This window comes from Bombella sp. ESL0385 (assembly GCF_009725755.1).
GTDB lineage: Bacteria > Pseudomonadota > Alphaproteobacteria > Acetobacterales > Acetobacteraceae > Bombella > Bombella pollinis.
Genome location: NZ_WNIJ01000001.1, coordinates 556,293 through 574,537 on the forward strand (window position 1 = coordinate 556,293; position 18,245 = coordinate 574,537).

The following is an 18,245-nucleotide window of genomic DNA, read 5'->3' on the forward strand; positions in this document are numbered from 1 at the left end:
GGATAGGTAGGCTTTTTCATTGACCATACTAGCAAGGGCCCTTATGTCGGTCCTATATGAAAAGCGTTGTGACCATCCGTAGCATGTCCTTTTCGGCTTTCAAGGAAAGAGGAAGGGACACTGGCCGCTGATGGCAAAATTTTCAGGGTATCTCATGCTTTCACGCCTTGCTCGCGCCCTTTTTGGCCATTCTAACGACCGCTCTTTGAAGAAATATCAGCGGCGAGTGCCGGAGATTAATGCCTTAGAGCCCCAGATACAGGCTCTTACGGATGAGGAATTAAAGGCCAAAACGGCAGAGTTCCGCCGTAAGTTGGCTGATGGTGCTACGCTGGATGAGCTGCAGGTCGAGGCTTTTGCGGTGTGCCGGGAGGCGTCTCGCCGTGTATTGGGGATGCGCCATTTTGATGTGCAGTTGATTGGCGGGATGGTCCTTCATGATGGCCGTATTGCCGAGATGCGCACGGGTGAGGGTAAAACCCTTGTCGGTACGCTTGCAGTTTACCTAAATGCCCTAACAGGCAAGGGCGTGCATGTTGTAACGGTGAATGACTATCTCGCCCGCCGTGATGCGGAGGAGATGGCCCGTCTTTACGGCTTCCTCGGCCTCACAACTGGTGTGATTATCCCTAACCTCTCTGATGAGGAACGCCGAGCAGCTTATGCGGCGGATATTACTTACGGGACGAATAACGAGTTCGGCTTTGATTATCTGCGCGATAACATGAAATACGCGCTAGAGGAGATGGTACAGCGGGACTTCAATTTCGCCATTGTCGATGAGGTGGATAGTATCCTCATTGATGAAGCCCGCACCCCGCTGATTATCTCCGGCCCTGCGGATGATAGTTCCGACCTTTATCGGCATGTAGATGAGGTGGTGGCACGTTTGGTTGAGGAGCCAAATGTGTATGATAAAGATGAGAAGATGCGGACCGTCACCCTCACAGAGCATGGCTCTGACCTTGTGGAGGAGATGCTGAATGCGGCGGGGCTATTGCAGGGCGGGGGATTATATGACCTGCATAATGTCTCGGTCGTGCATCATGTTCAGCAATCATTACGGGCGCGGACGCTCTTTACGCGGGATGTAGATTACATCGTCCGTGATGGTAAAGTGATGCTCATTGATGAGTTTACGGGGCGTATGATGGATGGTCGCCGTTACTCCGATGGGTTGCATCAAGCCCTAGAGGCGAAAGAAGGGGTGGAGATTCAGCAGGAGAATCAAACGCTTGCTTCTATCACCTTCCAAAATTACTTCCGTCTTTACCCCAAACTTGCGGGCATGACCGGTACCGCGATGACGGAAGCGGATGAGTTTGCGGAGATCTACAATCTTGAGGTGGTGGAAATCCCCACCAACCTGCCTGTCCGCCGTAAGGATGCGAATGACGAGGTCTATCTCACGGCGGAGGAGAAATACGAGGCCGTAGCGGAGTTGATTCGTAAGGTTCATGAGCGGGAACAGCCTATCCTTGTTGGGACGGCCTCGATTGAGCAGAGCGAGATTCTCTCACATCTTTTGCGGCAGAAGCGTATCCCCCATAATGTGTTGAATGCACGGCATCATGAGCGTGAGGCGAGCATTATTGCACAAGCAGGGGTGCCCGGCGCGATTACGATTGCTACCAATATGGCCGGGCGCGGGACAGATATTAAGCTTGGCGGTAATGTGGACATGCTGGTGGCTGAAAAGACCGCAGGCATTGAGGATGAAGCCGAGCGTGAGGCTGTTGCCGCCCAAGTGCGGGCGCAAGTTGCGGCAGACCATGAGCGTGTGCATGAGCTTGGCGGGCTTTATGTTATCGGGACGGAGCGGCATGAGAGCCGGCGTGTTGATAATCAGCTCCGTGGGCGGTCTGGCCGTCAGGGTGACCCCGGTAATTCGCGCTTCTTCTTGTCCTTGCAGGATGATTTGATTCGCATTTTCGGCTCGGATCGTATGGGCGCGATGATGCAGAAGATGGGCCTAAAGCGCGGTGAAGCGATTGTGCATCCTTGGTTGAATCGTGCCTTGGAAAAAGCGCAAAAGAAGGTCGAAGCCCGTAATTTCGATATGCGGAAAAACACGCTGAAATATGACGATGTCATGAATGCACAGCGTAAAGAGGTCTATGCCCATCGGCGCGAATATATGGCCTTGAAGGACCTTTCCGGCGTTATTGCGGATATACGCGGCAAGGTGATTGAAGATATTGTCCATGCGCATATTCCCGAGAATGCCTTTGTTGAAGCTTGGGATATTGAAGGGCTGACACGCGAAGTTAAGCGTGTTTTGAACCTTGAGCTGCCGATTGTAGAATGGGCGCAAGAAGATGGCATGACCGAAGAAGGCGTCATCGAGCGGATTGAGGAAGAAGCCACACGGGCTCATGCTGCGCGTGCAGCGACCATCGGGCCGGATATGATGCGCTTGATTGAGAAGCATATTCTGCTCACATCTTTTGATGGCGCGTGGAAGGAGCATCTCCACGGGCTAGACCAAGTGCGCCAAGGGATTGGCTTGCGGGCTTATGGCCAGCGCGACCCGCTTAATGAATATAAGCAAGAAGCCTTCCAGATGTTTACATATATGCTGGAAGATATGCGGATGCGCGTTGTGCAGGCGATTGCCCATGTGCAGCCTGTTAGTAAGGCACCTACCATGCCGGAGGTTCCTGCGGCGATGCAGGTGGAGGAGCCCGTAGAGGATGAAGCGTTGGATACAGCCACATTTGCGCGTTGGTTGAATGAGGTTCCACGCAATGCCCCATGCCCTTGTGGCTCTGGGCTTAAGTTTAAACATTGTCACGGTAAGATGGTTTAAGAGGAGAGAGGCCCATGGCAGGACATTCCCAATTTAAGAATATTATGCACCGTAAGGGCGCGCAGGATGCAAAGCGGGCCAAGCAATTTGCGAAGGTGATTCGCGAGATTACCGTGGCGACACGCTCTGGTATGCCAGACCCGGCTATGAATCCCCGTCTGCGTGCTGCGATCACGGCTGCGCGTGAAGTGAATATGCCAAAAGATACGGTCGAGCGGGCTATTAAGAAGGCCAGCGGTGCCGGCGGTGGTGAGGATTATGTGGCTGTTCGGTACGAGGGTTATGGCCCCGCTGGTGTGGCCATCATCATCGAGGGGCTGACAGATAACCGTAATCGTACAGCCTCCGAGGTGCGTGCGGCTTTCTCTAAACATGGTGGCTCTTTGGGGGAGACAAACTCCGTCTCTTTCGGTTTCGATCATATTGGGGTGATTACCTATCCGCTGGAAGCAGCCTCCGAAGATGATATGCTAGAAGCCGCTATTGAAGCTGGTGCGGATAATGTAGAGACCACGGAAGATGGTCATGAAATTATCACCGAGATGGAAGCTCTGATGAGCGTGCGTGATGCGCTGGAGGGCCGTTTTGGGGAGCCGCGCTCGGCAAAGCTGGATTGGCGTCCCCAAACGACCGTGACTTTGGATGAAGACCAAGCGCGTTCTGTCCTCAAGCTGATTGATGTGCTGGAGGAGAATGACGATGTCCAAGCCGTTTATGCCAATTTTGACCTCCCTGATGAGGTTGCTGAGGCTCTCGCAGCTTGATTCGTCTGATAGGGATTGACCCCGGCCTACGCTTTATGGGCTGGGGTGTGGTGGATGTGGAGGGCAATCGCCTCCGGCATGTGGCTGATGGTGTATTAGCCACGCAGTCCGGTGATGATGTCCCCCGCCGCCTTTGTGACCTGCATGAGGGTTTGGTGACCCTCATCCGCCGTTATCAGCCAAGTGAGGCCGCGGTGGAGGAAACTTACGTGAATCGCAATGGCTCCTCGACATTAAAGCTCGGCTATGCGCGTGGTGTGGCGTTGTTAGTGCCTGCTCTTGCGGGGTTAAGTGTGCATGAATATGGCGCGATGGCGGTTAAACGTGCTGTTGTTGGGACGGGTGCTGCCACCAAGGAGCAAGTGAGCATGATGGTGCGCCGTCTCTTGCCGGGGGCGGAGATAAAACGTGCTGATGCCTCCGATGCGCTTGCGATTGCGATTTGCCATGCTCATCATCGGGCGAGTGCCCAGCATGTCGCAATGGGGGTGCGCATGGCATGATAGGACAGCTTACCGGCCTCGTCTCGCATATAGAGGGGGATCATTGCCTGATTGATGTGCACGGGGTGGGGTATGTGGTGTCGGCCTCTACCCATACATTAGGGCAGTTGCCACGCCCGCCAGAGGTTGCGCGCCTGTTGGTGGAGACAATTGTGCGGGAAGATGCCATCCAGCTTTTCGGCTTTGCTGATGCGGATGAGCAAGCGTGGTTTCGCCTTCTTACGACTGTTCAAGGCGTTGGTGTGCGCGTGGCATTGGCGATTTTATCGGCCAGTCGGCCCGCCTTATTATGGCAGGCTGTGCAGGCGGAGGATAAAGCGGTGTTTACGCAAGCAGCCGGGGTTGGGCCGCGGCTAGCAACGCGTCTATTGACGGAACTAAAAGCCAAAGTCGCCAAGATGCCCGCGCCTGCAAGCCTTAGTGGGCAGCCCCTTGCGCCGATGAGCCACGGCGGTGGTGGGGTAAGTGGGGCGCATCCTCACGGAGGGGTTGAGCAAGATGCCCTTATGGCGTTGGAGGGGTTAGGTTTTAAACGTGCTGAGGCATGGCCTATTGTTAATCGGATTATCGGGGAGACTGAGGGGGCCGGGTTGGATGTGGTGATTCGTCTTGCCTTGAAGGAGCTTGCACGATGACACCCTTTATGCCGGAGACGCCCCCCCAGCGTGCCCCAGAGACGGATGCAACACGTCAGGCGGAGGATGTGGCAGATGTTGCTTTGCGCCCTCAAAGCCTTGCTGATTTTACGGGGCAAAAAGCGAGCCGTGAGAATCTCGCTATCTTTATCGAGGCGGCGCGTAAACGTGGGGAAGCGTTGGACCATGTCCTTTTGCATGGCCCGCCGGGTTTAGGGAAAACGACCCTTGCTCAAATTGTTGCACGGGAATTGGGGGTAGGTTTCCGTGCAACATCTGGGCCTGTGATTCAACGCTCAGGCGACTTAGCCGCTATTTTGACGAATCTCCAGCCGCGCGATGTGCTGTTCATTGATGAAATCCACCGCCTTCAGCCTGCGATTGAGGAAATCCTCTATCCCGCTATGGAGGATTTTCAGCTTGACCTTGTCATAGGCGAGGGGCCAGCGGCGCGCTCGGTACGGATTGACCTTGCCCCTTTCACACTCGTTGCTGCGACAACGCGTTCTGGCTTGTTAGCTACGCCGTTGCGGGATCGTTTTGGCATTCCCTTGCGGCTCGTTTTTTATACACCGGATGAATTGCGGCAGATTGTCAGCCGTGGGGCTGTAAAGTTGGGCATGGCCCTTACAGATGAAGGCGCGGAGGAAATTGCCCGCCGCTCACGCGGGACACCGCGTATTGCTGGGCGGTTGCTGCGGCGTGTGCGTGATTTCGCGTTGGTTGCTAAAAAGGATGTGATTGACCGCCACTTAGCGGATATGGCCCTCTCTCGCTTAGAGGTGGATCGCCACGGGCTGGATGCGATGGATAGGCGGTATTTACGCCGTATTGCCGAGCATCATCGTGGTGGCCCTGTAGGGGTGGAGACCCTCGCCGCAGCATTGGCAGAAGCCCGCGATACCTTAGAGGATGTTGTAGAGCCTTATTTGATTCAGGAAGGTCTCGTCTTACGGACATCGCGCGGGCGTATGTTGGGGGAGCCGGGATGGCGGTATTTGGGTTTGACCCCACCAGCAAGCTCTATAGAGCCACAAGAGCCACGGTTTTTATAAAAAGGAGAGGGTATGGCGGCCCATCATTGTCAATTTCGTGTCTATTATGAGGATACGGATGCAGGGGGCATTGTGTATCATGCGCGTTATCTTGGCTTTGCAGAGCGTGCGCGGGCAGAGGCGTTGCGCTCTTTAGGGCTATCTGTAGGCGAGATGGCCGCAGAGGATGGGATAGGCTTTGTCGTCCGGCAGTTGAATATCCGTTATCACGCCCCATTGCGGTTGGATGAGCTGTTAGAGGTGGAGACAAGCCTCCTGCATGCCAGCGGGGCGCGGTTGATGTTGCGGCAAATCATCACCAATCACAGCCGAGCGGGGCAAAAGGCCGTGGTGATTGAAGTAGAGCTAGCGTGTTTAAAACTCGCCAGCATGACCCCTTTGCGTCTGCCCGCCGTTTATCAAGCGCGGTTGGAGGGGTTAAAAGACCTGACAAAAGATTAACGATTAAAGATATTTGCTCTTTCCTCCCCTTGTGCCATTGAAAAAAGGTCATCCTACTGCAACATGAAGCAGTAGTTTTTTAACTGATGGACTATGAGATAGGAGAGCGGAGTGGATCAGGCTGTGAGTTCGAGTGCCCTGGGTGCTGCTGGGGCAGCGGGGATGTCTCCCCTTCATCTGTTCCTGAATGCTTCGTTCGTGGTGCAGCTTGTGATGGTGGGGTTGGTGCTATGTAGCATCTTCGTCTGGGCTGTGATTGTGGAGAAGTTCCTTCTTCTTCGCCGTGTGAATCAAGAAGCCAGCGCGTTTGAGGACCGTTTTTGGTCCGGTGGCTCGTTGGATGACCTCTATGATAGCGAGGGGGCACGGCCTGTTCATCCTATGGCTGCGGTATTTGGTGCGGCTATGGGGGAATGGCGGCGGTCCTCCCGTATTGCGGGGATTGATGTGATTCATGGCGGTACGTCCGAGCGGATAGACCGTGCCATTGGCATTACGATTGCCCGCGAGACGGACCGTCTGAACCGCTATGTTGTGCTGTTGGCTACGATTGGCCCGGTGGCTCCCTTTGTGGGGCTGTTTGGGACGGTCTGGGGAATTATGCACGCTTTTAGCTCTATTGCCTCAATGCATAACACGAATCTTGCCGTGGTAGCCCCGGGTATCTCTGAGGCTTTGTTTGCTACAGCGATTGGCTTGATTACCGCCATCCCTGCCTATGTGGCGTACAACCTTATCAGCCGCGCGATTGATAATTTTGGCGACCGGATGGAGGGTTTTGGTACGGAGTTTGCTGCTATCCTCTCCCGTCAGTCTGAAGAGCGTGGCGGCGGGAAGGGCTGAAGGTCATGGCGTTTTCCTTACGGAGTGGGCGGCGGACCCGGCGGAAGCCAGAATCGCATATTAATGTGACGCCGCTGGTTGATGTGATGTTGGTGTTGTTGATCATCTTCATGGTTACAGCACCGATGCTCACAAGTGGTGTGAATGTGGACCTCCCGCAGACGAGTGCTAAGCCTGTTAATGCGGATAATAAGCCTATTACCGTGTCGATTAAGAGCGATGGCAGCCTTTACCTAGGGGAAGACCCGGTGAGTGCGGAGGAGTTAGTCTCACACTTGCAGCAATTAGCGAGTAATGATTCCGGGCGGCGGATTTTTGTCCGCGCTGATGCGAAGATTGATTACGGTAAGGTGATGAGCGTCATGGGTCAGATTACCGCTGGGGGCTTTACTCATGTGGCCCTTCTTGCCCAGCAGCCACAGGGCGGGCAGTAAGGAGCTGTTTGTGAGTTTCTCCTCATCTTCACCTTTTGATGAGGCTCCACCGCCTTATCCGCGGTTGGGGCGAGAGCCTTCCAGCTTGGTGACAGGCGGGGTAGTGGTCTCGCTTTTGCTGCATGGTGGGTTGTTGGTCCTTCTACTGTGGCACCCTCAGCCACTACCACCGGAGCCGCAGCCAGAGCAGACGGTTGCTATGGTCTATGAGAGTACAGGCGGCCCTCATGCTGCGGCAAAAGCGATGCAGAAAGCCGATGTGCCTGCTCCTCCTGCGCCGGTAGAGACGAAAGCTCCCCCCGCGCCAGAGCCTGCAAAGCCACAGCCTGTTGAGCCTCCACCGCCTGCCCCGCCACCACCTCCCCCTGCTCAAGCTGAGCCGGAGCCCGCGCAGGTGGCTGCTAAGACGCCCGTGCAGCAAAAGGCTCCCGTGCAGGAGAAGGGCGAGGTGAGTGATACGCCTAAGCCTCAGCCAGTGCCCGCGCGTAAGCAGGCGCAGGTGAAGGCCCCAGAGCGTGTGGTGGAGAGGCCGCCGACTAAGGCGCAGCCCTCCCATACGGAGCAGGCGCATGAGGCGAAGAAAACGCAAGCTGATAGTCGCTCTTTGTTGGCCACGCTGGATGAGTTCCGTAGCCAAGCAAAGCAGGAGCAGCCGCCTAAAGCGCATCCTAACCCGGCACAAGGGGGGTCTCCTCACGGGGGTGGGCGTGTTGATGGTGATACGGCCGCCCTGACAAGCGGGGAGCAGAATGCCATTGGTTCTTCCGTGCAGCGTTGTTATCAAGAAGATACATTAGCGCGGAATTATCAGAGCTTCTCAGCGCGTATGATGGTCACTGTCGATGCAACAGGTGAGGCACGTATGGTGACCTTCCTGCCAGAGACGCGCGCCCGCATGGCGGCGGACCCGGCTTATCGTGTTCAGGCTGAGCGCGCGCGTGATGCGGTGTTGAGCCCTGTATGTTCCCGCTTGCCTGTACCTAAGCGACTTTTGGGGCAGGTGCGGCAGTTTCGCTTCCTTTTTAAGCCCTAAGGCTGGATTTATCTGAGGTAGGTCATGTCATTTTTTTCCGATGCTGAAGCTGGTTTTCTTCAGAAACATCTTTCCCGCCGGTCCCTTATGGGCGGGGTGGCTGCGGGGGGTGTTTTGGCTACGCCGCTGGGCCTTTTAGGGGGGCGTGCTTATGCCAGTGGTGAGGCGGCTCCGGCAGAGATTACTGTAGCCAATGCTCATCAAGCTCCTATTCCCATTGTGGTGCCTAATTTTGGGGCGGGGCTAGGGGATCAGATTTCTAGTGTGATTGCCGCAGACCTTAGCAGCACGGGGTTGTTCGAGCTATTAGGTGGTGATGTTCCCGCCTCTCGCCAGCCAGATTTTCATGCGTTGAAAGCCCGTGGCGCGCGCGTTGCTGTAGCGGGGAGCGCAACAGGGGCGGACAATGTAAGGGTCGAGATGCGCTTGTGGGATGTATTGGCAGGCCAGCAGATGACAGGCCGTGCTTATACGGCCTCTCAAAGCAACTGGCGGCGGATTGCTCACATCATCGCTGATGAGATTTACAAGCGGTTATTAGGTGAGGACGGGTATTTCGATACGCGGATTGCCTATATCGCGCGGACAGGCCCGCGGCGGCATCAAACAACCCGTCTTGCGATTATGGACCAAGATGGGGCGAACGCGCATATGCTGACCAATGGCAGCTGGTTGACGTTGGAGCCACGCTTTAGTCCAATTAGCGAGAAGCTTGCGTTCCTCTCCTATGCCAATAATCGCCCACGCGTTTATGTCTATGACCTCAATAGCGGGCAGCAGACGATTCTTGGCACATTTGAGGGTATCTCTTTTGCGCCGCGCTTCTCCCCTGATGGGCGGAGCATTATCCTCTCAGCCACAACGCGTGATGGCGGGGCGGATTTGTATCTCATTGACCTTGCTACGCAACATCGGCGTAAGCTGACAGGTACCCCAGGTGTGATTGATACCAGCCCGTGCTTTAGCCCTGATGGGCGGAGCATTGTCTTCAACTCCGATCGTGGTGGTTCACCCCAGCTTTACGTTATGAGTGCCGATGGGGGGAATGTACGGCGGATTTCTTACGGGAATGGGCATTATGGCTCCCCCGTATGGTCACCACGGGGGGATCAAATTGCCTTTACGCGCATTGGTCATGGTGGATTCTCCCTAGGGTTGATGGGCCCAGATGGTGTTGGTGAGCGGACCTTGACAGAAGGCTTCACGGTGGAGAGTCCCAGTTTTGCGCCTAATGGCCGGGCTTTGGCCTTCTGCCGTCAAAATGCCGCTGGAACGGGGGGATCTGGTTTTACCTCTACCATTGAGGTGATTGATGTTGCTGGGTTTAACGAGCATAGCATCCCCACCACAACGGGCGCGTCAGACCCGGCTTGGTCTCCTTTACGGCGGTAAGGGGTATTTCGGTTTTTCTTGTTCGCGCAGTGCGGGCGGGGGAAGGCTCCCTCATATAGGGGGAGATTATTTTGGAGGAATGGTTATGAAAATTACAAAGATTGCCGCTTTAGGCATGGTTTGCGCTTTGGCTGCATGTAGTGGTGGCCATAAAGATGATAATGGTGATGGCAATGGCCAGAACGTATCCCAACAGCAATATAATCAGGGTCCCACACCGGGCAGTGAGGGTGACCTTGTTGCCACAGCAGGGGATCGCATCTATTTCGAGCTGAATAAGAATCAGCTTGATGGCGATGCTCGCGCAACATTGGATAAACAGGCTGAGTGGTTGGCTCGTTATCCGCAGGTGAATATTCTCATCGCAGGGAATTGTGATGATCGCGGGACGGAGGAATATAATATTGCTCTGGGGCAGCGTCGTGCCAATGCGGCGCGTGAATATTTGGAGGCCAAGGGTGTTGCTCCAACACGCATCATGACCATTTCGTATGGTAAGGACCGCCCAACAGCTGATGGTGATACACCAGATGCATGGGCACAAAATCGTAACGCGATTACCTCTGTCCGCTAAGAGTAGTTAGGGGGTTGATGCCCCTTATGGGGAGAAATCGGGCCGGTTGGAGAGACCGGTCCGATTTTATATGTAATGATGGCTCATCGGTGGGGAGTTAAAGAGATTATGCGTCATTCTGCTGAGACTATGACAAGCATGACATGTGCGGTGATGCGGGGGTTAGGGGGGCTTGCCCTGCTATCTTACGCAGTAGCTTCGGTGGCATGGGCGGATGATTCCCTCTCGCGCGAGGCGATCATGAAGCAACATCAAGCTCTTGCTCAACAACATGAGCATAATGCGGATGAGGGCGGGGAAGCTCTTGATGACCTAAGCGATAGCGGTGCCAGCACTGCCGAGCCAGAGACATTGCCTTCACCCGCTCCTAGCACATCAGAGGGGCGCGAGGAGACAACTCGTGCTGCGGCGTCATCGCATCAAAGGGGCAGCAGCGACCTGGTGACCACGCTGCTTGAGCGCGTCACGGCGTTGGAAGGCCAAGTGCGGGAGATGCACGGGCAGATGGAGCAGATGAGCAATCAACTCCATCAAGATGAAGCGACAGTGAATAAGCAGCTTGGTGATATGCAATTTGCTTTGGAGAATGGCCATCATGCTGCGGCTACCCCACATGCGGCGGAGAGCCATGCAACCCCAGCGGTAGTGGGTGATGCGCCTTCTGCTGCCTCTGCGGCGGTTGTGCCTCATAATGGGGCAGATGCCTTACAAGCGGGGCGAGCTGCTTTGAAAGCACATAATTACAAAGAGGCTGAGGAGCAGGCCCGTCAGGCTATTAAAGAGGGTAAAACGGGGTGGAGCAAAACAGAAGCTCAGTTCTTGCTCGCGCAATCTCTAGCGGGGCAGAAAGCTTATAAAAATGCGGCTTTAACATATTATGATATTTATAGCCGTACACCGACCTCTCCTCGCGCGCCGGAATCACTGCTTGGGGTTTCGGCCTCTATGTTGGCGTTAGGCAATAAAGCGGCCTCCTGCGAGGCATTGCAGCGGTTACATAAAGAGTTCCCCAATGCATCTGCACGGGTAAAGGCGTCTGAAAAAATCTTCCGTGAGAGAGCATCTTGCCATTAAGGCGGGGGTAGGGACATCGCCCCCTCATCTCATACAGGCTGGGGAGGCAGAGCCGCTTACAGAGGTCGAGTTCCGCGCTTTGATGGCGTTGGTGGAGCCTATAGGGCCTGATGAGGCAGGGCATCCGGTTTGTATTGCGGTATCGGGCGGAGGGGATTCCATGGCCCTTGCCCTTTTAGCTCGGCGATGGCGGCGGCATGTTCTTGCGTTAGTGGTGGACCATGCGTTGCGTGAAGAGTCCGCAGCGGAGGCCCGTTTAACATGTGAGCGTTTAGTGGCGTTGGATATTCCCGCGCGGTTATTAACATTAGGGCCGTTGGCTGCGGGGGGGCTACAGCAACGCGCACGTGAGGGGCGTTTTGCTGCTTTGGAGGCAGCATGCGTGGACGCTGGAGCAACGGTTCTTTTGGTTGCCCATCATGAGGCTGACCAAGAAGAAACACTCTGGATGCGGCATGAGCGTGGCAGCGGTACGCGAGGGCTAGCGGGTATGGCCCATCGTGCTGCGCGTGGGCGGATTATAGTGGCACGGCCATTATTGGGGGTCAGGCCAGAGCGTTTACGCGCCACATTGCAGCAAGCTGGTGTGGCCTGGTGCGAGGACCCGTCTAATCAAAATCGCCGGTTTCGCCGTGTTCAAGTGCGGCAAGATATAACCTCAGCGCAGCGGCGTATGATGAGGGAGTTGCAACAAAAGGCGTGTATAGCCCAGCAAGAGGATGACGCATGGGTAGCGCGCTTCCTTGCTCATGGGGTGGCGTGGCAGCCAGAAGGATGGCTAAAGCTGGCTCCTTTTCTGATTCAAACAGCGCATGAGAGGCCGCATATCTTTATAGATGATGGGCTGGATGAAACGCGCTTTGTCGCTTTATGTGATGAGGTGATGGGCCGATTGATTCGGCTCATTGGGGGGCAGGATTATGCTCCTACGCGGCATGCTGTGGCTGCTTTGCGCCGTGCTGGGCATGGGGCGTTAGGGCGGGCTTGTCTTACCCCGTTAAAAGGGCAGGAGCGAGGTTGGATGTTGTACCGTGAGGCACGCAATCTTGCAGGGGCTATGCCCGCTCATACAGGGCAATGGTGGGATGGGCGATGGCGATATTACGGGCCGGAATATTCTGATGTAGTGATTGCTGCTTTAGGCATGCAGGCTACGCGATGGCGTGAGGGGCGTGATGTGCCTGCCTGCATCTTACCGAGTCTGCCGGCTTTATGGCGTGGGGAGGAGCTTGTGGCTGTGCCAGAGGCTATGCGTGGTTTGCGCTCTGATGTCCCCCGGGTGGCTTTTGTATGGGAGGGGGGAATCCCTGTTACGGGTGAGCGTGATTGGCAGAGTGGCTACGCTGAATAGAGGCTATGTAAAGATGAAATCTCTTACATAAATGCAAAAAAGAGCGTCTTTTGTCCCCTTTCTACGTTGTAAGGGGTAGGAACCGAGGCAGAAATACCTATCTTGAGAGGACTAGAGAGAGTCGTGTGGGGTGAAACTGCATGGCCTATTTGATGGGGTATGAAAATAGATGAACAACATTGGCCGTAATGTTGCGATTTGGGTGGTCATCGTTTTGGCAGCCATTGGTGTGCTGGCAGCATTCCAGCCCGGTAGTCATCAGGTGACTCAAAAAATTGCTTATTCCGATTTTGTGCATGACGTGGAAGGCCATGAGGTGCGCTCGGTGACCATTCAGGACCAGAATATTTCTGGTGTGCTGACGAATGGGACAGCCTTTGAGACATACGCCCCAGAGGACCCGATGCTCGTCCCGCGTCTTACCTCTGCTGGTGTGCAGGTGACGGCTCATCCATCGCAGAGTGATGATAATTCGGGCTGGCGTTATATCATGGCGTATCTGCCGATTCTGCTTTTGCTCGGCTTAGGCTTCATGTTGTTCCGTCAGATGCAAAATGGCGGTGCCGGTGGGCGTGGGGCGATGAGTTTTGGTAAATCGCGCGCTAAGATGATGGTCGAGAAAAAGGGCCGTGTGACTTTTGCCGATGTTGCTGGGATTGAAGAAGCTAAAGAGGAACTGGTCGAGATTGTCGACTTCCTAAAGGACCCGCATAAATATACCCGGCTGGGGGGGAAGATTCCCAAAGGGGTGTTGTTGGTTGGTCCGCCCGGTACCGGTAAGACCTTGCTCGCCCGCGCCGTTGCGGGGGAGGCGAATGTGCCTTTCTTCAGCATTTCCGGCTCTGATTTTGTGGAGATGTTTGTCGGTGTTGGGGCATCGCGTGTGCGCGATATGTTCGAGCAAGGGAAGAAGAACGCCCCCTGCATTATCTTTATTGATGAGATTGACGCAGTTGGCCGCCATCGTGGCGCAGGCATGGGCGGCGGTAATGATGAGCGTGAGCAGACGCTTAATCAAATGCTCGTGGAGATGGATGGGTTTGATAGTAATGAGGGCGTTATCCTGATTGCTGCGACTAACCGCCCTGATGTTTTGGATTCTGCTCTGCTGCGTCCCGGTCGTTTTGACCGCCAAGTGGTTGTGTCGAACCCGGATGTGAGAGGGCGTGAGAAGATTCTTCAAGTCCATATGAAGAAGTTGCCGCTCTCCTCTGATGTGAATCCAAAAGTGATTGCGCGTGGGACCGTTGGCTTCTCTGGTGCGGAGCTGGCTAACCTTGTAAATGAGGCGGCGTTATTTGCGGCACGTTTGGGCTTGCGGACAGTAAGCATGGCGCAATTTGATGAAGCGCATGATAAGGTACGGATGGGCGCAGAACGCCGCTCTGCCGTTATTGAGGAAGAAGAGAAGAAGATGACCGCCTATCATGAGGCGGCACACGCTTTGGCGAGTTATTATAGCCCGAGTGCTGACCCAATGCATAAAGCAACGATCATTCCGCGTGGGCAAGCTTTGGGGATGGTGCAGTCCTTGCCGGAGAAAGATAATCTTGCCTACCGGCGGCAATGGTGCCTCTCTAGGATTGTGATTTGTATGGGAGGTCGCGTTGGTGAGGAGGTTATCTTTGGGCATGATGAGGTAAGTGCCGGGGCGGCTGGTGATATTCAGTCGGCAACAGGCATTGCTCGGCAGATGGTCACACGATGGGGTATGAGCGATAAGCTGGGCATGATGGACTATGCTGATCAGGATACACTCTCTGGCATCACAGCACGGGAGGTGGATCAGGAGGTCCGCAAAATTCTGGATGAGGCCTATGCCACATGCCGCCATATCATTCTGACCCATATGGAGGCGTTTCACCGTGTTGCGCAGGCCTTGTTGGAGTATGAAACTCTAACAGGTGAGGAGATTGGTCGTCTCATCCGTGGGGAGCCTTTAGGCCGTACTGATGAGGAGAATCAGTCCTTCCATGGGCGTAGGCCTTCTGTGCCCTCATTTATTCAAGGGGTGAGTGCTTCTGTTGGGGATGATGGGCCGGTAGCTCCACAACCGGCTTAACGATTCCTTTTAAAAAAGAGGGTTAAGAGCAGGCGTATGGCGGAGGTCATGCGCCTGTTTTGTTAGGGGAAGGCCTTGCGTCCTAAAAGGGAGGCTGGCATCACAGCGGCGATGGGTGTTTTAGTCGATAAAGGGGAAGGGCATGGCAGGTAAACGGACGTTTTTCGGCACGGATGGTATTCGCGGTACGGCGAATATGGCCCCCATGACGGTAGATATCGCCCAGACCCTAGGCCAAGCGGCTGGCTTGTATTTTTGCCGCCAGAGTGAGACAGGCCGCCAACATCGCCATACGATTATTGTGGGGAAGGATACGCGTCTTTCTGGCTATATGATCGAATGTGCTTTGGTCTCTGGCTTTTTATCTGCCGGGGTGGATGTCGTGCTGTTAGGGCCTTTACCTACGCCAGCCGTTGCGTTTTTAACGCGGTCTTTGCGAGCGGATTTAGGCGTGATGATTTCTGCCTCGCATAACCCGTTTACGGATAATGGCATTAAACTTTTTGGCCCTGATGGCTTTAAGCTCTCCGATGCTGTCGAGGCAGAGATTGAAGCTCTGATGGCGGAGGATTTAAGTGGGCAGCTCGCCTCTCCTGCGGCGATTGGTCGTGCCTCTCGGCTGAATGACGCCGCAGGGCGTTATATTGAGAGTGTGAAATCATCCTTCCCCCGTGGGCTACGGTTGGATGGGTTGAAGATTATTTTGGATTGCGCTCATGGCTCAGCTTATCGTGTGGCTCCGGTCGCTTTGTGGGAGTTGGGGGCAGAGGTCATTACTTTGGGGGCTTCCCCTGATGGGCTGAATATTAATGATGGTGTTGGCTCCACCCATCCAGAAGCCCTATGTGCTGCGGTGCGTGAGCATAAGGCTGATTGCGGTATTGCGTTGGATGGTGATGCAGACCGCGTGTTGATTGTAAATGAGCGCGGCGAGATAGTGGACGGAGACCAGATTTTGGCTCTGATTGCGACCTTATGGCAGCGGTTAGGCTGCTTAAAAGGGACTGAAATTGTCGCAACAGTGATGTCCAATATGGGGCTAGAGGCTTACCTTGCCACGCAAGGTTTAAGCTTATACCGCACGGCGGTGGGGGACCGTTATGTTGTGGAGCGGATGCGTCAAACAGGGGGGAATCTAGGGGGGGAGCAGTCTGGCCATATGGTGTTGTCTGATTATGCGACAACGGGCGATGGGCTGTTAGCGGCCTTGCAAGTGCTGGCGGCGTTGGTCGAGACGGGTAAAAAAGCGAGTGAACTTTGTCAGTTATTTACCCCTTATCCGCAGCGTTTACAGAATGTGCCGTATCAGGAGGTGAACCCGATGACGCATCCTGATTTAAAAGAGATTGTGCAATGGGCGGAGGAGCAGCTTGCTGGAAAGGGGCGGCTTCTTTTGCGGGCGAGTGGGACAGAGCCTTTAATTCGCGTTATGGTCGAGGCGCAGGATAAGGCGTTGGTTGATATGGTTGTAGAGCGTGTAAGTGCGTATATTCGTACATTAACAACAGCTTAGGGTAAAAAAGAGGGGACATTCTGTAACAAGAATGTCCCCCCTTGGGAGTAGTGAAGCGTCAAGGCTGGTTAGCCAGCATGACAGAGGTCAGCGACATTATTGCTATGGCCCACTGTTTGCGGTGCCGTAGCTGTGAGGGTTGGTGTTGGGGTGGCTGTTGTTGTGGGGTCTTGCAGAATATACCCACGGCCCCAGACAGTGATAATCATATGGCCCACACCAAACCGCTGTAATTTACGGCGGAGCTTGCAAATAAAGACATCAATAATCTTCATTTCTGGCTCATCAATGCCGCCATAAAGATGGTTTAGGAACATATCTTTAGTAAGCACAGCCCCTTTACGGAGGAGGAGAAGCTCTAAGATGGAGTATTCCTTGCTGGTAAGGTTGAGGAATTGGCCATTCACACTTACCATACGTCCCTCAAGGTCAAGCTCCAGCGGCCCAGCGGTGAGGCGTGGCTCTGGCACCCCATAGGCACGGCGTGTTAAAGCTTGGATGCGCGCTTGGGTCTCGCTCATATCAAAAGGCTTGGTGACGTAGTCATCTGCCCCAGCAGAGAAAGCGGCAACCTTCGTTTTAGCATCTGCATGGGATGAGAGAACCATGATGGGGGTCGTCAGCCGGGACCGCCGCAACTGGCGAATCAATTCCTCACCGGACTGGTCTGGTAAGTCCAAAGCGGTGATGAAAAGATCGTATTGGTAATGTTTGAACATGTCGAGAGCTTCATTAGCTGATTTGACATGCTCAACCTGATAAGAGAACCGTTCCAGCACGGTAATGAGCTGTTCTACAGCGATGCTGTCACTTTCAGCGATAAGAATACGCATAATTCAAACTCCCTTAGACTGGTTGTAGTATGGGGAGTTTATTGCCAATAATGCAACCCTAGATTGTTTAATGGGGGTATCACACAACTAAAAGTATAGGTTTTACGAAAGCTTGTTGCTAGCTCATTTCGAGCAAAAGTGATGTTCAATCACGATAATTTTACATTTTCCCCTAAAGTAAGGGGAAAGTATCTTCAACAGTTATTTAAACCTTAAATGATGTATATCGGATATAAATTTTTTTGTATCTGTTTTAAATCAAATATTTAACATTCATTAATAAAAGAATTATCTAATTTAATTTTTAAATTAACGTAAAATTATTATATCGTGAACATAATTAACGGGTATGCTTATTATTTTGTGTCTATTTATTGGATTTTTCAATTACTTGTAAGTCAATTTAATGCCATCTTTTCGCCATAAATAGCCCATTATCAGGGGAGTGAATGAAGACGAATCGCATTTTCGTGAAGTCGCTTTAAGCCTGCCCGACATTATTATGCGTTATCGCCAATATATGAGTGATGTGTTCGACCGTTCCAATCAAGGCGCAGGCAACGGGATGGGTTTTATCAGCAACAAAGACAAGGCGTGTCTGGGCGGAGCTTGGGAAAAGGTCCGTCTGGAGGGTAAAGACGGTGGCGTCCTCTTTATGTTGTTGCTCGGCCTCTTTGGCGGCTTCACTGAGGAGGCGAGCGCAAATACGCTCTAAGGCAGGGAGGAGGCGCGCTGCAATCTGCGCCTCTGTTTCCTCTGGCGTGGTTTTATGGTGCGCTATTAGCTCCTCCCACCCTGCGCGGGTGAGAAAGCAGGGGATGCTCCCTTCTGGCGTCTCTCGCTCAGCACGGAGGATGAGACCGTTTTGAGCGAGGGAGAGGACATCCAACTTAGGCAGATGGGCAGGGTCGAGCGTAATGGCCATGGGC

At 54.1% G+C, this 18,245-nt stretch carries 17 protein-coding genes; 15 read left to right on the forward strand and 2 right to left on the reverse strand.

What is annotated here, in order from left to right; genetic code table 11:
- The first annotated feature begins 154 nt into the window (after positions 1 to 154).
- The 15 genes from secA (at position 155) to glmM (ending at position 16,483) form a co-directional block, all read left to right on the forward strand.
- A complete protein-coding gene (gene secA, locus GM557_RS02610) occupies positions 155 to 2,809 on the forward strand; it encodes a preprotein translocase subunit SecA (RefSeq protein WP_155573468.1) in 2,655 nt (884 codons plus the stop codon).
- A 14-nt stretch (positions 2,810 to 2,823) separates the two neighbouring features.
- Complete coding sequence (locus GM557_RS02615; protein ID WP_099026216.1) at positions 2,824 to 3,573, forward strand: YebC/PmpR family DNA-binding transcriptional regulator; 750 nt, start codon at positions 2,824 to 2,826, stop codon at positions 3,571 to 3,573.
- A complete protein-coding gene (gene ruvC, locus GM557_RS02620; protein WP_155572841.1) occupies positions 3,570 to 4,076 on the forward strand; it encodes a crossover junction endodeoxyribonuclease RuvC in 507 nt (168 codons plus the stop codon). Before GM557_RS02615 ends, ruvC begins: the two co-directional genes overlap by 4 nt.
- Entirely contained in the window at positions 4,073 to 4,711 is a 639-nt protein-coding gene (gene ruvA / locus GM557_RS02625; RefSeq protein WP_155572842.1) for a Holliday junction branch migration protein RuvA, read from the forward strand. The genes ruvC and ruvA overlap by 4 nt, the downstream gene beginning before the upstream one ends.
- Positions 4,708 to 5,766 (forward strand): Holliday junction branch migration DNA helicase RuvB, encoded by a 1,059-nt coding sequence (ruvB, locus tag GM557_RS02630; RefSeq protein ID WP_370513414.1) that lies wholly within the window; start codon positions 4,708 to 4,710, stop codon positions 5,764 to 5,766. Before ruvA ends, ruvB begins: the two co-directional genes overlap by 4 nt.
- A gap of 12 nt (positions 5,767 to 5,778) precedes the next feature.
- Positions 5,779 to 6,207: a YbgC/FadM family acyl-CoA thioesterase gene (locus GM557_RS02635; protein WP_099026213.1), complete on the forward strand. Its 429-nt coding sequence runs from the start codon at positions 5,779 to 5,781 to the stop codon at positions 6,205 to 6,207.
- Positions 6,208 to 6,318: 111 nt separating this feature from the next.
- Positions 6,319 to 7,050 carry a protein TolQ gene (gene tolQ, locus GM557_RS02640; RefSeq protein ID WP_266137563.1) on the forward strand — a complete coding sequence of 244 codons (732 nt, stop codon included), beginning with the start codon at positions 6,319 to 6,321 and terminating at the stop codon, positions 7,048 to 7,050.
- Between the two features lie 5 nt (positions 7,051 to 7,055).
- Positions 7,056 to 7,484 carry a protein TolR gene (gene tolR / locus GM557_RS02645; RefSeq protein WP_099026211.1) on the forward strand — a complete coding sequence of 143 codons (429 nt, stop codon included), beginning with the start codon at positions 7,056 to 7,058 and terminating at the stop codon, positions 7,482 to 7,484.
- Positions 7,485 to 7,548: 64 nt separating this feature from the next.
- Complete coding sequence (locus GM557_RS02650; protein ID WP_155573471.1) at positions 7,549 to 8,517, forward strand: energy transducer TonB; 969 nt, start codon at positions 7,549 to 7,551, stop codon at positions 8,515 to 8,517.
- 24 nt (positions 8,518 to 8,541) lie between these two features.
- Positions 8,542 to 9,909 (forward strand): Tol-Pal system beta propeller repeat protein TolB, encoded by a 1,368-nt coding sequence (tolB, locus tag GM557_RS02655; protein WP_155572843.1) that lies wholly within the window; start codon positions 8,542 to 8,544, stop codon positions 9,907 to 9,909.
- A gap of 85 nt (positions 9,910 to 9,994) precedes the next feature.
- Positions 9,995 to 10,483, forward strand: coding sequence for a peptidoglycan-associated lipoprotein Pal (gene pal / locus GM557_RS02660; RefSeq protein WP_155572844.1), 489 nt, complete (start codon positions 9,995 to 9,997; stop codon positions 10,481 to 10,483).
- Between the two features lie 108 nt (positions 10,484 to 10,591).
- The gene (locus GM557_RS02665; RefSeq protein WP_196424572.1) at positions 10,592 to 11,557 is read left to right on the forward strand and encodes a tol-pal system YbgF family protein; all 966 of its coding nucleotides are present in this window, start codon (positions 10,592 to 10,594) and stop codon (positions 11,555 to 11,557) included.
- Positions 11,535 to 12,908: a tRNA lysidine(34) synthetase TilS gene (tilS, locus tag GM557_RS02670; RefSeq protein WP_370513415.1), complete on the forward strand. Its 1,374-nt coding sequence runs from the start codon at positions 11,535 to 11,537 to the stop codon at positions 12,906 to 12,908. Before GM557_RS02665 ends, tilS begins: the two co-directional genes overlap by 23 nt.
- 169 nt (positions 12,909 to 13,077) lie before the next feature.
- Positions 13,078 to 14,970 (forward strand): ATP-dependent zinc metalloprotease FtsH, encoded by a 1,893-nt coding sequence (ftsH, locus tag GM557_RS02675; RefSeq protein ID WP_099026208.1) that lies wholly within the window; start codon positions 13,078 to 13,080, stop codon positions 14,968 to 14,970.
- A gap of 142 nt (positions 14,971 to 15,112) precedes the next feature.
- On the forward strand, positions 15,113 to 16,483 hold the full coding sequence (gene glmM, locus GM557_RS02680) for a phosphoglucosamine mutase (RefSeq protein WP_155572846.1): 1,371 nt from the start codon (positions 15,113 to 15,115) through the stop codon (positions 16,481 to 16,483).
- A gap of 68 nt (positions 16,484 to 16,551) precedes the next feature.
- Here the strand turns inward: glmM and GM557_RS02685 are convergent, their stop codons facing one another.
- Complete coding sequence (locus tag GM557_RS02685; protein WP_155572847.1) at positions 16,552 to 17,316, reverse strand: response regulator transcription factor; 765 nt, start codon at positions 17,314 to 17,316, stop codon at positions 16,552 to 16,554.
- Between the two features lie 481 nt (positions 17,317 to 17,797).
- Positions 17,798 to 18,241, reverse strand: a complete 444-nt coding sequence (locus GM557_RS02690) for a hypothetical protein (RefSeq protein WP_155572848.1) — start codon at positions 18,239 to 18,241, stop codon at positions 17,798 to 17,800.
- Between the last annotated feature and the right edge of the window lie 4 nt (positions 18,242 to 18,245).

Coding starts and splice junctions, on each gene's coding strand:
- secA (WP_155573468.1), top strand. CDS start 155: ATGCTTTCACGCCTTGCTCGCGCCCTTTTTGGCCATTCTAACGACCGC.
- GM557_RS02615 (WP_099026216.1), top strand. CDS start 2,824: ATGGCAGGACATTCCCAATTTAAGAATATTATGCACCGTAAGGGCGCG.
- ruvA (WP_155572842.1), top strand. CDS start 4,073: ATGATAGGACAGCTTACCGGCCTCGTCTCGCATATAGAGGGGGATCAT.
- ruvB (WP_370513414.1), top strand. CDS start 4,708: ATGACACCCTTTATGCCGGAGACGCCCCCCCAGCGTGCCCCAGAGACG.
- GM557_RS02635 (WP_099026213.1), top strand. CDS start 5,779: ATGGCGGCCCATCATTGTCAATTTCGTGTCTATTATGAGGATACGGAT.
- tolR (WP_099026211.1), top strand. CDS start 7,056: ATGGCGTTTTCCTTACGGAGTGGGCGGCGGACCCGGCGGAAGCCAGAA.
- tolB (WP_155572843.1), top strand. CDS start 8,542: ATGTCATTTTTTTCCGATGCTGAAGCTGGTTTTCTTCAGAAACATCTT.
- pal (WP_155572844.1), top strand. CDS start 9,995: ATGAAAATTACAAAGATTGCCGCTTTAGGCATGGTTTGCGCTTTGGCT.
- GM557_RS02665 (WP_196424572.1), top strand. CDS start 10,592: ATGCGTCATTCTGCTGAGACTATGACAAGCATGACATGTGCGGTGATG.
- ftsH (WP_099026208.1), top strand. CDS start 13,078: ATGAACAACATTGGCCGTAATGTTGCGATTTGGGTGGTCATCGTTTTG.
- glmM (WP_155572846.1), top strand. CDS start 15,113: ATGGCAGGTAAACGGACGTTTTTCGGCACGGATGGTATTCGCGGTACG.
- GM557_RS02685 (WP_155572847.1), bottom strand. CDS start 17,316: ATGCGTATTCTTATCGCTGAAAGTGACAGCATCGCTGTAGAACAGCTC.
- GM557_RS02690 (WP_155572848.1), bottom strand. CDS start 18,241: ATGGCCATTACGCTCGACCCTGCCCATCTGCCTAAGTTGGATGTCCTC.